The sequence below is a fragment of the Pseudomonas sp. BN515 genome (genome assembly GCF_029873155.1).
Taxonomy (GTDB): domain Bacteria; phylum Pseudomonadota; class Gammaproteobacteria; order Pseudomonadales; family Pseudomonadaceae; genus Metapseudomonas.
On sequence record NZ_SSOH01000010.1, the window covers coordinates 115,917 to 130,320 of the forward strand.

At 65.2% G+C, this 14,404-nt stretch carries 11 protein-coding genes; 4 read left to right on the forward strand and 7 right to left on the reverse strand.

Translation table 11 applies throughout. The features are described from left to right. Positions 1-31: 31 nt before the first annotated feature. The 3 genes from E8E91_RS00695 to E8E91_RS00705 form a co-directional block, all read right to left on the reverse strand. The gene (locus tag E8E91_RS00695) at positions 32-622 is read right to left on the reverse strand and encodes a TetR/AcrR family transcriptional regulator (RefSeq protein ID WP_280374272.1); all 591 of its coding nucleotides are present in this window, start codon (positions 620-622) and stop codon (positions 32-34) included. 190 nt (positions 623-812) lie between these two features. Then, positions 813-1,295 (reverse strand): glutathione peroxidase, encoded by a 483-nt coding sequence (locus tag E8E91_RS00700; RefSeq protein WP_120654663.1) that lies wholly within the window; start codon positions 1,293-1,295, stop codon positions 813-815. A gap of 126 nt (positions 1,296-1,421) precedes the next feature. Beyond that, positions 1,422-1,907 carry a peptidylprolyl isomerase gene (locus E8E91_RS00705; RefSeq protein WP_179060472.1) on the reverse strand — a complete coding sequence of 162 codons (486 nt, stop codon included), beginning with the start codon at positions 1,905-1,907 and terminating at the stop codon, positions 1,422-1,424. Between the two features lie 18 nt (positions 1,908-1,925). On the opposite strand from E8E91_RS00705, the gene E8E91_RS00710 reads away from it, so the two are divergent. The 4 genes from E8E91_RS00710 (at position 1,926) to E8E91_RS00725 (ending at position 7,103) form a co-directional block, all read left to right on the forward strand. Further along, positions 1,926-2,201 carry a DUF3565 domain-containing protein gene (locus tag E8E91_RS00710; protein WP_280374176.1) on the forward strand — a complete coding sequence of 92 codons (276 nt, stop codon included), beginning with the start codon at positions 1,926-1,928 and terminating at the stop codon, positions 2,199-2,201. Beyond that, positions 2,201-3,367 carry an acetate/propionate family kinase gene (locus E8E91_RS00715; protein WP_280374178.1) on the forward strand — a complete coding sequence of 389 codons (1,167 nt, stop codon included), beginning with the start codon at positions 2,201-2,203 and terminating at the stop codon, positions 3,365-3,367. Before E8E91_RS00710 ends, E8E91_RS00715 begins: the two co-directional genes overlap by 1 nt. A gap of 22 nt (positions 3,368-3,389) precedes the next feature. Continuing rightward, a complete protein-coding gene (pta, locus tag E8E91_RS00720) occupies positions 3,390-5,426 on the forward strand; it encodes a phosphate acetyltransferase (RefSeq protein WP_280374180.1) in 2,037 nt (678 codons plus the stop codon). A 771-nt stretch (positions 5,427-6,197) separates the two neighbouring features. Next, complete coding sequence (locus E8E91_RS00725) at positions 6,198-7,103, forward strand: acyltransferase (RefSeq protein ID WP_280374181.1); 906 nt, start codon at positions 6,198-6,200, stop codon at positions 7,101-7,103. A 50-nt stretch (positions 7,104-7,153) separates the two neighbouring features. Here E8E91_RS00725 and E8E91_RS00730 read toward each other — a convergent pair whose 3' ends face one another. From E8E91_RS00730 to E8E91_RS00745, 4 genes are all read right to left on the reverse strand, one after another. Then, on the reverse strand, positions 7,154-7,468 hold the full coding sequence (locus E8E91_RS00730; RefSeq protein WP_280374183.1) for an EthD family reductase: 315 nt from the start codon (positions 7,466-7,468) through the stop codon (positions 7,154-7,156). A gap of 101 nt (positions 7,469-7,569) precedes the next feature. Then, the gene (locus tag E8E91_RS00735) at positions 7,570-9,726 is read right to left on the reverse strand and encodes an EAL domain-containing protein (protein ID WP_280367725.1); all 2,157 of its coding nucleotides are present in this window, start codon (positions 9,724-9,726) and stop codon (positions 7,570-7,572) included. Beyond that, positions 9,707-13,435, reverse strand: coding sequence for a response regulator (locus tag E8E91_RS00740; protein WP_280374185.1), 3,729 nt, complete (start codon positions 13,433-13,435; stop codon positions 9,707-9,709). Before E8E91_RS00740 ends, E8E91_RS00735 begins: the two co-directional genes overlap by 20 nt. A gap of 193 nt (positions 13,436-13,628) precedes the next feature. Further along, positions 13,629-14,330 (reverse strand): OmpA family protein, encoded by a 702-nt coding sequence (locus tag E8E91_RS00745; RefSeq protein WP_280374186.1) that lies wholly within the window; start codon positions 14,328-14,330, stop codon positions 13,629-13,631. Between the last annotated feature and the right edge of the window lie 74 nt (positions 14,331-14,404).

Genomic DNA, 14,404 nt, shown 5'->3' on the forward strand with positions numbered 1-14,404 from the left:
CCGGTCGTCTCGGTTTCAAGGCATTGAAAAATCAGGCCCGGAGCAGCAGTTCCAGGCGGTCGACGAATGCGTTCATGGGGGCGGTGCCACCGCCTACCTTCAGGCGCGTGAGCACGCCCTGCCAGGCGTTGGCGATGAAGGCGGCGAGGTTGGCGCAGTCTTCATCGGCCGGCAGCTCGCCAGCGGCCACGGCTTCTTCCAGGCAAGCCTGGAGGATGTCCACCGAGCCCTGCAGGATGCTTTCCACCTGCTCGCCGATAGCGGGCGAGAGTTCGGCCATCTCGTAACCGAGGCTGCCGATGAAACAGTGGTATTCCGGTTTCTCGCGCCCGGCGAAATGCGCCAGCAGCTCGCGGTAATAGCCGAGGATGCGCTGGCACGGGCTCAACGCCGGGTTACCCAGGGCCTGTGCATAACGATCCAGTCGTGGCAGGTAGAGGTACTCCAGCGCCTGCACGGCAAAGTCTTCCTTGCTGGCGAAGTAGTGATAGAAGGAGCCCTTCGGGATACCCGCGGCCTGGACGATTTCCTGCACGCCGGTGCCGTGGTAGCCACGGCGGGTCATCACCTGGGAGCCCTTGGCGAGAATGAGGTCGCGTTTGTCGAGTCGGATACTGGTCATGGCGGCGAGCATATGACCGGTCGTCTCGCCATGCCCAGCACTATTGATCGGCGTGATTGGTTACTAAAAGCGCGGGGAGATACTGCCGGGGAGGAAATGTAGGAGCCAGCTTGCTGGCGAACGTCCCAGATGAGGCATTCGCCAGCAAGCTGGCTCCTACGGTCAAGCGTTCATGAGTGCGGGGGTTGGATCAGGCCAGGGCCTTTTCGACAGCCTGGATCAGCGCGGGATCGTCCGGCGCGGTGCGCGGCGAGAAGCGCGCCAGTACGCGGCCGTCCTTGCCGACGAGGAACTTCTCGAAGTTCCAGGTGATCTCGCCGGGGAACTCGGCCCCCTCGCCTGCCAGCAGGCGGTACAGCGGGTGACGTGCCGAGCCGTTGACCTCGATCTTGCTGCCCAGGGGGAAGGTCACGCCGTAGTTCAGGCTGCAGAACTCGCGGATCTCGTCCTCGCTGCCCGGCTCCTGCCCGGCGAACTGGTTGCAGGGAAGGCCGAGCACGGTAAAGCCCTTGTCGCGGTACTGCTGGTAGAGCTTTTCCAGCCCGGCGTACTGCGGGGTCAGGCCGCATTTGGAGGCGACGTTCACCACCAACACCACCTGGCCCTTGTACGGCGCCAACGGCAGGTCCTGACCGTCGAGCGCGCGCAAATTGAGGTCGTGAAACGCACTCATGACTGACTCCTCGAAAATCTCAGGGATTTCACAGCAGACAAAAAAGGCGCCCCGGGGCGCCTTTTCGGTTTTATCAGCTTAGCAGCCGATTCGCGATTTGCCGGGGCGGCAGTCGCGGACGACCGGTCAGTGGTGGTGACCGCCTTCGCCGTGGATGTGGCCGTGAGCGATCTCTTCGTCGCTGGCATCACGCACGGTAACGACCTTGACCTTGAAGTTCAGGCGCTGGCCGGCCAGCGGGTGGTTGCCGTCAACGGTGACGTCGTCGCCGTCGATGTCGCGGATGGTCACGATCTGCATGCTGCCGTCCGGGCCGGAAGCGTGGAACTGCATGCCGACTTCCAGTTGATCGACGCCTTCGAACATGGCGCGGTCCAGGGTGGCAACCAGCTCGGCGCTGTATTCGCCGTAGGCATCTTCCGGCTCGACGGCAACGTTCAGCTCGTCACCGACCTGCTTGCCTTCGAGGGCGCGCTCCAGGCCAGCGATGATGTTGCCGGCGCCATGCAGGTACACCAGCGGGGCGCCGCCGGCGGAACTGTCGATCACCTCACCGGCGTCGTTGGTAAGGGTATAGTCGATGGACACGGCCTTGTTGGCGGCGATCAGCATGGTGCGAGACCTTCTGGAATGAATGATGAAAGCGCAAGTTTAACCGCGCGGCCGGTCGATTGCGACCCGAACGCTGACGGGCGGCCCCGGCTCGTCGGCTACAGGCAAGACGAAGACGGTCACTGGGTGGCGGTGCTTTCCTGCGGCCATACTCAGCACTTGCGGCACCAGCCGCCCTGGCAGTCACGCGCCTGGGTGCTCGACCCCGAACTGCGCGCTGCCCAGCTGGGTCGACTCTTCCCCTGCGGCTGGTGCGCCCAGGGCCTGGCGCCCGAGTCCACTGAGGAAACCTGATGCCCGCACGCAACATCCTGGTGATCCACGCGCGCAAGACGTCGCTGCGCTTCGCCCTGATCAACGAAGCCCACAGCCAGTTCATCCTCCACGGCATGGCCGACGGACTCGGCAGCCGCGACGCGGAATTGCGCTGGCAGCGCGGCGGAGACAAGGACAGCCTGATGATCCCCAACGCCGACCACCGCGCCGCGCTGTCGCAGCTGCTGCCCATCGTCCAGGGCGCCGCCGGCGGCAAGCTCCACGGTGTCGGCCACCACGTGCTGCACGGCGGCGAGCTGTTCACCTCCGCCTGCCGGGTGGACGCCCTGGTGGTCCGCCGCCTGCAGGCCCTGGTCCCATTGGCGCCGCAGCAGATGCCGGCCAGCCTGGTGGGCATCGACGCCGCCATGCACCTGCTGCCGAACCTGCCCCATGTCGCGGTGTTCGACACGGCCTTCCACCAGAGCATGCCCGAGCACGTCTACCGCCTCGCCCTGCCGGACGCCGTCTACCGCGACCACGGCCTGCGCCGCTATGCCTTCCACGGCAACAGCCACCGCTATGTCAGCCGCCGCGCTGCCGAACTGGCCGGGCTTTCCCTCGGTGACAGCTGCTGGCTCTCCGCCCATCTGGGCGAGCACTGTTCCACCTGCGCCATCGTCAACGGCCAGAGCCGCGACGCCAGCATGAACCTGGTGATGGCGAGGCGCAGTGGCGACATCGACCCGCACCTCTACACCCAACTGCACCGCAGCCTCGGCTGGAGCCTGGAGAAGATCGACCAGGTGCTGCGCCAGGAAAGCGGCCTGCTCGGTCTCTCGGAACTGGCCGGCGACATGCGCAGCCTGGAGACGGCCCGCGACCAGGGCCACGCGGGCGCCACCCTGGCCATCGAAGTCTTCTGCTATCGCCTGGCCAGGACCCTGGCCGCTGTTGGTTGTGCGCTGCCGCAGCTGGACGGGCTGATCTTCACCGGCGAGATCGGCGAGAATTCACCCCTTGTGCGCAGCCGCACGGTGGATCACCTGAAGCTGCTCAACCTGGCCATCGACCGCGAAGCCAACGCACGCTGCGTGCGCGGCGTCGCCGGGCCCATCCACAAGCGCGGCCATCCGCGCGTGCTGGTGGTGCCCACCAACGAAGAACGCCAGATCGCCCTCGACACCCTGGCCCTGCTCGCCTGAACCGCCTTTGCCAAGGAGCACCATGCACTGCTTTTTCATCGCCCCGACCGGTTTCGGCGTCGGCCTCACCTCCACCAGCCTGGGCCTGGTGCGCGCCCTGGAGCTGGCTGGCCTGCAGGTCGGCTTCCTCAAGCCCGTGGCCCAGCCACACCCCGGCGACCTCGGCCCGGAACGCTCCACCGAACTGGTGGCACGCACCCACGGCCTGAAGCCCCCGATGCCGCTGTCCCAGTCCCATGTCGAGCGGATGCTCGCCGACGGCCAGCTGGAAGAACTGCTGGATGAGATCACCGGCCTGTTCCACCAGGCGGCCGAAGGCAAGGACGTGGTGATCGTCGAAGGCATGGTGCCGACCCGCCATGCCAGCTACGCCGCGCGGATCAACTTCCACCTGTCCAAGAGCCTCGACGCCGATGTGATCCTGGTGTCGGCGCCGGAAGACGAAAGCCTTTCCGAACTGTCCGACCGCCTGGAGATCCAGGCCCAGCAATTCGGTGGCCCGCGCGACCCGAAAGTGCTCGGGGTGATCCTCAACAAGGTGCGCGACGAAGAGTTCACCCGCCGCCTCAAGGACCAGTCGCCCCTGCTGCGCGGCGACGACTTCCGCCTGCTCGGCAGCGTGCCCTGGCTGGATGAGCTGAACGCACCGCGTACCCGCGACGTCGCCGAATTGCTGCAGGCGCAGGTCATCAACGCTGGCGATTACGACCAGCGCCGGGTGCAGAAGATCGTGGTCTGCGCACGCACCGTGCCCAACACCGTGCAGCAGCTCAAGCCGGGTGTACTGGTGGTGACGCCGGGCGACCGCGACGACATCATCCTTGCCGCGAGCCTCGCCGCCATGAACGGTGTACCGCTCGCCGGCCTGCTGCTTTCCAGTGACATCCAGCCCGACCCGCGCACCCTGGAACTCTGCCGTGGCGCCCTGCAAGGCGGCCTGCCGGTGCTGGGCGTGGCCACCGGCACCTACGACACGGCGACCAACCTGAACCGGATGAACAAGGAAATCCCGGTGGACGACCGCGAGCGCGCGGAGAAGGTCACCGAGTTCGTCGCCCGCAACCTGGACCTCGACTGGCTGCGCGCCCGCTGTGGCGCCCCCAGCGCGAGCCAGCGGCTGTCGCCTCCGGCCTTCCGCCATCGCCTGATCCAGCAGGCGCAGCTCGCCGGCAAGCGCATCGTCCTGCCCGAAGGCAGCGAGCCGCGCACCGTGCAGGCAGCCGCCGCCTGCCAGGCTCGTGGCATCGCCCATTGCGTACTGCTGGCCCGGCCGGAGGACGTGCACGCGGTGGCCCGCGCCCATGGCATCGAGTTGCCCGAAGGCCTGGAAATCCTCGATCCGGAACGTGTCCGTGAACGCTACGTGCAGCCCATGGTGGACCTGCGGCAGAACAAGAGCCTGAACGCGCCGATGGCCACCGCCCAACTGGAAGACAACGTCGTGCTGGGCACCATGATGCTGGCGCTGGATGAGGTGGACGGCCTGGTGTCCGGCGCCATCCACCCCACCGCCAACACCATCCGCCCCGCGCTGCAGTTGATCAAGTCGGCGCCCGGCTACCGCATCGCCTCCTCGGTCTACCTGATGCTGTTGCCGGAACAGGTGGTGGTCTACGGCGACTGCGCGGTGAACCCCGAGCCCGATGCCAACGACCTGGCGGAAATCGCCCTGCAAAGCGCGGATTCGGCCGAGGCCTTAGGGATCGTCCCGCGGGTGACGATGATCTGCGATTCGCTCGATGAGGCTGCGCTGGCCAAGGTCCGGGAAGCCGCCCGCCTGGCCCGCGCCGCCCGCCCCGAGCTGACCATCGAAGGCCCCCTGCCCTACTCCACCGCCGCCCGGGAGGGCAGCACCACGGTCTTCGTCTTCCCCGACCTCGCCACCGGCGATGCCGCCTACAAGGACGCCCAGCAGAGCCACCCCGTGGTGAGCGGCGGCCTGATGCTGCAAGGCCTGCGCAAGCCGGTGAACGACCTGCCGCGCAATGTCCTGGTGGACGACATCATCCACACCATCGCGTTGACGGCGATACAGGCGGCGTGCAGTAACGAAAGCTGAGCCGTTGTAGGGGCGAGTTCATTGGCTATGTCTTCGTTAGCCTTTGCAGTGTTGAAGGGTCCCTCTAACACGGGACTTTCAGGCGTTTGCGCAAGCCTGAGACAACCCTCACCCCCGCCCCTCTCCCAGAGGGAGAGGGGTGACTCGCGACGGCTAATCCAAAGTTGTCCTGAAGCCCACTCAGGCTGAATCTGAGCAGAAGCGGTGGGGCGGGGACTCCGCCCCGTCAGGAGGCCGAGCGGAATCGTTGTGGAGGGGGACGAGCGGCATGGATGCCGCGAGAGGCGTGTGGGGCCATGGATGGCCCCTCTCGCCGTGCCCCCGGAACAACGATGTAGGGAGGGCACCCCGGCGAAGCCGGGGCCGGATGCAGGGGCAAGCGCTTTTGGTTACTTTTCTGGCGTTTGAGAAAAGTGACTCGCCGGGAGGCGAAACCAGAAATATCCGCAGAACTCGGTAAGCAGCCTGGCTCAGCGGTGCTAGCAACACCCAGCACAGACATAGCCAATTCATTCGCCAAGCAGGCCGCAGGTCTGCCCTGATTCACCGCAGAGGGGCTGCTGCGCAGCCCATAGCGAATGAATTCGCCCCCACAGAAGAGCGAATAGCTGTACCTGTGAGCAACCTCGACCACCCGGTCACCCTTCGCGCTTGCAGTTGAGTGAACAACCGTTAACCTTTGCCACCATTCTGCCCGCCGTCAGGGAACGTAGCGGGCCCGTCCATAACGAGGTGGCCATGACCACCCCACGGTGAGGCTCCATCCCTTTCATGCTCAGCTTTATCCCCTCTCCCCTGCTCGGTGTCCTGGCGGCGCTGCTGCTGGCCCTCAACACCCTGTTCTGGTGCGTGCCGCTGTTCGCCGTCACGCTGCTGAAACTGCTGCTGCCGTTCCGTGCCACGAAGGGCGTGCTGAACTGGGCCGCGAGCTTCATCGCCGAAGGCTGGATCAGCTGCAACAAGGCGTGGATGCGCCTGGTGCGCGACACCCGTTGGGACGTCGACGGCCTGGCCGGGCTGGACTATCAGCACAGCTACCTGGTGACCAGCAATCACCAGAGCTGGGTGGATATCCTGGTCCTGCAGCACCTGTTCAACCGCCGCATCCGCCTGCTGCGCTTCTTCCTCAAGCAGGAACTGATCTGGGTCCCGGTGATCGGCCTGTGCTGGTGGGCGCTGGATTTCCCCTTCATGAAGCGCTACTCCAAGGCCTACCTGACCAAGCACCCGGAGAAGAAGGGCAAGGACCTGGAAACCACCCGCCGTACCTGCGCAAAATTCCGTGACAACCCGGTGGGTATCTTCAATTTCCTCGAAGGCACCCGCTTCACCCGCGCCAAGCACGATCAACAGGGTTCACCCTTCCAGTACCTGCTCAAGCCCAAGGCCGGCGGCATCGCCTTTGTGCTGGATGCCATGGGCGAGCAGCTGCATTCGCTGGTCAACGTCACCATCCACTACCCGGACGGCAACCCGAACTTCTGGACCCTGCTGACCGGTCGCCTGCGCCAGGTGGTGGTGCGTATCGAGAAGCTGGATATCCCCCGCGAGTTCATTGGCAAGAACTACGACCAGGACGAGCAGTACCGCCTGGCCTTCCAGCAATGGGTCAACCGCCTGTGGGAAGCCAAGGACGCCCAGCTGGCGAAACTGCACCAGCAATTCCCACCGGCCTGATGCCGGATACGAAAAGCCCGCCGATTGGCGGGCTTTTTCTTTTCACACATCTATGCGGTCTGTAACACCTCATCCACCTGGAGCAACGGCGCCAGGTTGGTGTAGTTGGCAATATCGGCGCTTATCTCGTCGCCGTTCAGTTCCAGCGTGCTGCGCAATTCCTCCACCGACAGTACCCAGAAATTGGCCATGCAGATGAAAGGCGCCACCGCGCCATCCGCTGAGGCCAGCCCCTTGCGCACTTCGATCTTCACCAGGTTTTCGCCGATCAGGCGGGACAGGAGCGGGATGTGTTCCTCGCAGTAGTAGGTGAAGTCGAACTTGGCGCCCGGTGCATTGGGGTACGCCACAACAAAGCAGTACATGGAGCCTCCTTATCGCGATTGGCCGGGGACCTGATCCCGGACGCCCCGACAGGTGAAGTGTAGGCCTGCCGATTCCGGTCTGCGCGATGGCCCCCGCCCGGTCAGGGCGAGGGTGTGAGGCTATCGACACCCTCCCGCAGGGCACGCCAGTCCACCACCCTGGGGAAGGCCTCGGCCCTGGCCACCGGCAGCCCCGGTGCCACCAGGAAGCCCTGCATGAAGGTGCAACCGTGTTCCAGCAGCCAGTCGCGCTGGGCCATGGTTTCCACCCCTTCGGCGATCACTTCCAGGCCCAGGTGGCGGCTGAGGTCGATGATGGTGCTGACCACCGCAGCATCGCGCCGCGACTCCAGCATGCTGGAGATGAACAGGCGGTCGATCTTCAGGGTGTCCAGCTCGAAGTGACGCAGATAGGCCAGGGATGAATAACCGGTGCCGAAGTCGTCGATGGCGATGCGTACCCCAAGGGCACGCAGTTGCCGCAGCTGTTCGCGGGTCATCTCCAGGTCCTGCATCAGCGCGCTTTCGGTGACCTCCACTTCCAGCTGCGCGGGCCGCAGCTTGAACTCACCCAGCACCCGCCGCAGGTCATCCACCAGTTGCGGCATGCCGAATTGCACCGGGCTGACGTTGAGGCTGACCACCAGGTCGTCGCCAAAGGACGACTGCCAGGTACTGCACTGGCTGGCGCCCTCGCGCAGCACCCAATCACCCAGGCGGTTGATCAGGCGGGTTTCCTCCAGCAGCGGTATGAACACGTTGGGCGCCACGGTGCCGGCCACCCGGTGCTCCCAGCGCAGCAGCGCCTCGAACCCACGCAGGCGGCCGGTCTCGATGTGGATCTGCGGCTGGTAGACGAGGTGGAAGTCGTTCTGCTCGATGGCGTTGCGCAGGCTTTCTTCCAGCATCAGCCGCGAACGGGCGCGGCCGTTCATCTCCGGCGAGTAGAAGCGGTACTGCTGGCGACCGGCGCGCTTGGCCTCGTACATGGCGATATCCGCCGCGCGCAACAGGCCGTCCACGCTCTGCCCGCACTCGGGGAAGCAGGCGATGCCGACGCTGGCGCCGAGGGTGACGTCGATGCCCTCAATGCGATGGCGGACCGAGACCAGCTCGATGAGCTTCTCTGCCACCCGCGCGGCATCCTCGGGATGGTCAAGGGTGTCCAGCAGCGCAGTGAACTCGTCACCACCCATGCGCGCCAGGATGTCGTAGGGACGCAGGCAGTTCTTCAACTGCTCCGCCACCCGCCGCAGCACGCGGTCGCCGGCCTCATGGCCAAGGGAATCGTTGATCAGCTTGAAACCGTCCAGGTCCAGGTACAGCACCGCCATGCGCTTGCCGTTGCGTTCGATGCGCGCCAGGGAGGCCTCCAGCGCCTGGTGGAAGCCACGGCGGTTGAGCAGCCCGGTAAGCGCATCGGTGATGGCCTGGGATTCGAGCTGCGCGTGCAACTGGCGCACCACCGACATGTCCAGGGCGATGACCACCATGGAGCGCTGCAGGCGCGGCAGCGGCGACGACGACAGCGCCACCGGCAGGCATTCGCCGCTCATGGTCTTGAGGCTGGCGTCGTGGAGGCGGTAGGTCTCGTTCTGTTTCCAGTGGCGGTAGAAGTCCGAGAACTTCCAGTCGCTACCCGTCTCCGGATGGGCGATCAGGCTCAACAGCGGCCGTCCCTCCAGGTCTTCCACCGAGCCCTGGAGCATCTGCGCCATGGCCGGGTTGGCGAAGCTGATGAGGCCGTCCTCGCCGACCACCAGAATGCCTTCGGCCGCGTTCTCCAGCACCGAGGCGTTGAAGGCACGGGCGCTGTCCAGTTGCTGGCTGAGTTGCAACAGGTCGCGCCGGTTGCGCTCATGGGCCAGCAAGGACTGGATCTTGTGGCGCAACACCTGGGGGTCGAAGGGTTTGAGGATGAAGTCCACCGCTCCCGAGGTATAGCCACGCAGCACGGCGTCCTGGGTGTGGGCGATGGCGGAGATGAAGATGATCGGCGTGAAGCGCGTCAGCGGGCTGCTGCGCATCAGCCGGGCCACTTCGAAGCCGTCCATGCGCGGCATCTGCACGTCCAGCAGGACCAGCCCGACCTCTTCTTCCAGCAGGCATTTCAACGCGGCCTCGCCCGAGTCCACGGTGCGCACCTGCCACTCGCCGTCGTCCAGCAGCGCTTCCATGGCGACGAGGTTTTCCTGGCGGTCATCCACCACCAACAGGATGTTGGCCGCTGGGGCCTCCTTAAGCTGCAGGTGCGCCATGGCGACCTCCCGGTTGTTCCAGCCAGCGGTAGAGCATGTCCAGCAGTTCCTGGCGACTCACCGGCTTGGCCAGGTAGTCGTCGGCGCCGGCGGTGATGCATTTCTCCCGGTCGCCCTTCATCGCGTGGGCAGTCAGGGCGATGATCGGGATGCCGCAGCCGTGCTCCTGCTTGAGCACGCGGGTGGCGGTGTAGCCGTCCATATTGGGCATGGCCATGTCCATCAGGATCAGGTCGAAGGGTTCGCGCTGGAAGCAATCGATGGCTTCCACACCATCGCGGGCGGCGGTGACTTTCATACCGGTTTCATCGAGCAGGGCACTCAGGGCGTAGATGTTTCGTACGTCGTCGTCCACCAGCAACACACGGCTGCCCTCCAGCGGATCCGCCACCGAGCCGTTCTGCGGCTGACGCAGGCCGGAGAGGAAGCCCTGGACCGCTGAGCTGAGGTTGTCGAGGTCATTGCCTGCCTTGCGCACCACCACCGCCGAGTAGCGGCGCAGGCGCTGCAGGTTCTGCTGGTTGACGTCGACGCCGGTGTTGATGACTACGCGCGAGCCGTCCAGCGGGCGTTCGCGATCGAGGCTGTCGAGCAGTTCGAAACCGTCCTGGTCGGGCAGGTCCAGGTCGATCACCAGGGCGGAGAAGTCGCCTTCCGCATAAGCCTTGCGGGCGCTCTCGCCGTTGGCGCTGGCGACCACGTTGAACCCCAGTTGCTTCAGGTGCTCGCGATAGTGCTCGCGCTCTACTTCAACGTCTTCCACCAGCAGCAGCTTGCGATCCTCCGGCGGGTGGCCGCCTTCCAGGTCCTGGAACACCTGCTCCAGGTCCTCGCGGGCAATGGGTTTGACCAGATAGCGGGTGGCGTCCTCATTCCAGTCCTGGGGCTGGGGCACGCAGGAGATGATGTTCACCGGGGTGGTGCGGTGGTTCGCGTGGCCACGCAGGCGCCGGTAGATCTGCCAGCCGCTGATGTCCGGCAGCAGGATGTCGAGGATCACCGCCGCAAATCGCTCGTTCTGCAGCAGGTTGATGGCCTGCTTGCCGCTGCGGCAGTGGACGCTGGAGAAACCGTGGGACTGCGCTTCTTCGGCGATCACCGAAGCGAAGTTGACGTCGTCTTCGACGATCAGCACCGCTGCGCCCTGGCCGCTGCGCACCGGTTGCGCGGGTTCCTCGTCGTCCTTCGGCTGGTTGGCGGCCACCGCCACCGGCAGGCGCACGATAAAGCGCGAGCCGCGCCCCGGAGCGCTTTCCAGGGTGATGTCGCCGTCCAGCGCGAGCACCAGTTGGCGAGTGATGGCCAATCCCAGGCCGGTACCGCCGAAGCGCCGGCTGGTGGAGCCGTCGATCTGCTGGAAGGCCTGGAATATGCGTTCGTGCTGGTTCTCGGGAATACCGATGCCGGTATCCCGGACAACGAAGCAGAGCACTTCGCGCTCATCGACCGCCGCTGACGGGTCCAGCTCCACCGACAGCTCCACCTCACCCTGCTCGGTGAACTTGAGGGCGTTGGACAACAGGTTGCGCAGGATCTGGTGCAGGCGCACCCGGTCACTGTGGATAACCCGTGGCACGCCCGCCTGGACATGGGTGTTCAGGCGCAAGCCCTTGATCTCGGCCATGGGACGCAGGCTGCCGTCCAGTTCTGCGAGCATGTCCTGCACATTGAGCGGTTCGAGCTTGAGCTGCATGCGTCCCGCCTCGACCTTGGCCAGATCGAGCACATCGTTGATCAGCTGCAGCAGGTCGCTGCCGGCACGGTGGACGATGTCGGCGTGGCGGGTCTGCTTCTCGGTGAGGTTGCCGACCATGTTCTGCCGCAACTGGTCGCTGAGGATCAGGATGCTGTTCAGCGGCGTGCGCAGCTCGTGGGACATGTTGGCGAGGAACTCGGACTTGTAACGGTTGGCCAGCATCAATTGCTCGGCCTGGTCACGTAGTCGCTGTTCGGCAGCCTTGCGCTCGCTGATGTCGATGATCACCGCCTGGACCATCAATTCGCGGCCGGCGCGGATCGGCGACAACCCGACCTCCAGCGGGACCAGGCGACCGTCGCGGTGCTGGCCGAACAGCTCGCGATTGCTCCCCATGCGCCGTTGTTCGGGTTTTTTCTGGAAGCTTTCGCGCATGGCCACATGGGCCTCGCGCAGGGACTCGGGCAGGAGCATTTCCACAGGAGAGTCGAGCATCTCCGCACGGCTGTAGCCGAACAGCTGCTCGGTCTGGCGATTGACCATGGCGATCCGCCCACGGCTGTCCACCAGGACGATGGCATTGGGCGAGGCTTCGACCACCAGGCGGAAGCGCTCCTCGGCGCTCTTGCGTGCCTGCAGATCCACAAGGTTCAACAGGTAGCGCTGGTCGTGGCCGTGATTGATGGTGCTCAGGCTGAAGGCCACGGCGATGCGCTCGCCGTCATCCTGCACAAGTTCCGTCTCCACCAGGTCGGCGGGGGCCTGCTTGGACAGCTGTTGCGGCAAGTCGAGCAGGCCCGGCAGGAACCGGCGCAGGTTCTGCCCCACAAGGTTTTCCGTCGCGTTACCGAAGAGGTCCCCGGCGCGGGCGTTGGCCATCTCGATGCGGCCATCCTCGAGGCAGGTCAGCGTCGCCACCGGCAGATGCCGCAGCAGCATACGGAAACGCTCTTCGCGCTCGGCCAGCTCGGCAGTGGAAGACAGGCTGAGCAGCAACTGACGCTCGCGCTGGTAGAGGTAGCCGCCCACCAGCAGCGACAGCAGCATCGCGGCGGCCAGGCCGGTCCACAGGCTGAAGGCGATTCGATTGTTGCCGAGCATCGCCTCGTATTGGGCCGTGCTGCCCACGCCCAGCGCCCAGGTGCGGCCGAACAGTTTCAGCTCCTCGATCCGGTGGAAGCGTGGCTGTCCGGCTCCGTCCTGGTGATCGAGCATGGGTGCTTCGGGGCTGCCCTGATCCTTGAGGTCGATGCGGTAGAGGTTGCCCTGGGTGCCCAGGATGCCGTCCATCAGATCGTTCAGGCGAAATGCGCCGCAGACCATGCCGACCAGCGCCGCGCGCCGCTCTTCCGCCGTGCTGCTGGGCGCGTCCGGGCGGTACACCGGCATGTAGAGCAGCAGCCCGGTCTGCGCCTGCTGGTCGGTTTCCTGCCGAAGCTTGACCGGCCCGGTAAGGCTGGGCTCACCACTCTCCCAGGCGCGCTCGATGGCGTCCCGACGCACCGATTCGGTCAGCATGTCGAACCCCAGGGTGCGGCGATTTCGCCAGTCCATGGGGCTGGTGTACTGCACCACCAGGTACTCCTCCCGCGGATCCGTGGGAAACACGCGGAACTCCCGCCTGCCCTGCTCCCAGATATCGCCGACGAACTCGTTGAGTTCCTCGTGCTTGAGGTAGCGTGCCCAGGCCAGCGCCTGGATGCCCGGGTAGCGCTCCTGCAATTGCAACTGGTCGGTGGCCCGCGCCCACTCTTCGGCCGACACGGAGGTACTGCCGACCATCAGGCCAGCCATGCCGCGCAGAACCATCTCGTAGGCACGCATCCGGATACCGATGCGCTGGGCGATTTCCTCCGCCTCGACCTGGAAACGCTGCTCGTACTCGGCGCGGTTACGCGCCTCCAGAGCCAGCCATTGCCAGAGCACCAGCCCCCCGGAAAGGAGCATCAGGGTGAGCGTCACCAGCAATGGCAGCAGGTACATGCGGAATCGGGGGATTTGACGTTCGTCCATGCAGTCTCCTGTCCTTTCCATGGCCGCCGCCGCATCGCAGGGAATGCGCACGGGCGGTTCAGGCTGGGCTCAGCGGAGCCCTGCAACGCAGTCTAGACAGGAAAGTGGCAACTGGCGTTGAGCCAGTAGTCGAGCGACGAGCGGCAGGAACGAAAAGGCCCGCTGCTGCGGGCCTTTTCGTTGAGGGCGGGGATTACTGCTGCGGAGCCTGGGCGCCGGGGATGGGGGTCAGCTTGATTTCCACGCGGCGGTTCTGCGAGCGGCCCGCCTCGTTGGCGTTGGTGGCGACCGGCTGGTCCGGGCCGAAGCCACGGGAGGTCACGCGGGCACCATTGACACCCTGGGCCATCAGGTAGTTGGCCACGCTCTGGGCGCGCTGCTGCGACAGGTTCATGTTGTATTGGTGGCTGCCGGTGCTGTCGGTGTGACCAATCACTTCGATGTTGTTCTGGTCGTACTGCTTGAACGACGTGGCCAGATTATTCAGCGGCGCGTAGAAGTTGCTGGCGATGTTCGCCGAATCAGTAGCGAACGTGATGTTTCCGGGCATGATCAGGTTGATGTTGTCGCCCTGGCGCTGCACCTGCACGCCGGTGCCTTCCATGCTGCGGCGCAGTTCGGCTTCCTGCTTGTCGACGTAGTAGCCATAACCCGCGCTGGCGGCACCCGCCACGGCAGCGCCGATCAGCGCACCCTTGCCACGGTTGTCATGGTTGATCGCAGCGCCCGCTACGGCACCCGCCAGGGCGCCCAGAGCACCATACTTGGCGGTTTTGCTCATGCCGCCTTCGGCGGGAGCCTGGACTTCACCCTGTTGGTTGTAGGGGTTCTGAGCACAACCCGACAGCATGGCGAAAGCGGTAGCGGCGATGATCAGACGACGCACGGTGAACATGGACGATTTACTCCTGAGAAATCTTTTAGCCGGTGTGGCTGCGGGCAATTAGACATGAGAACGCGTAAAAATTC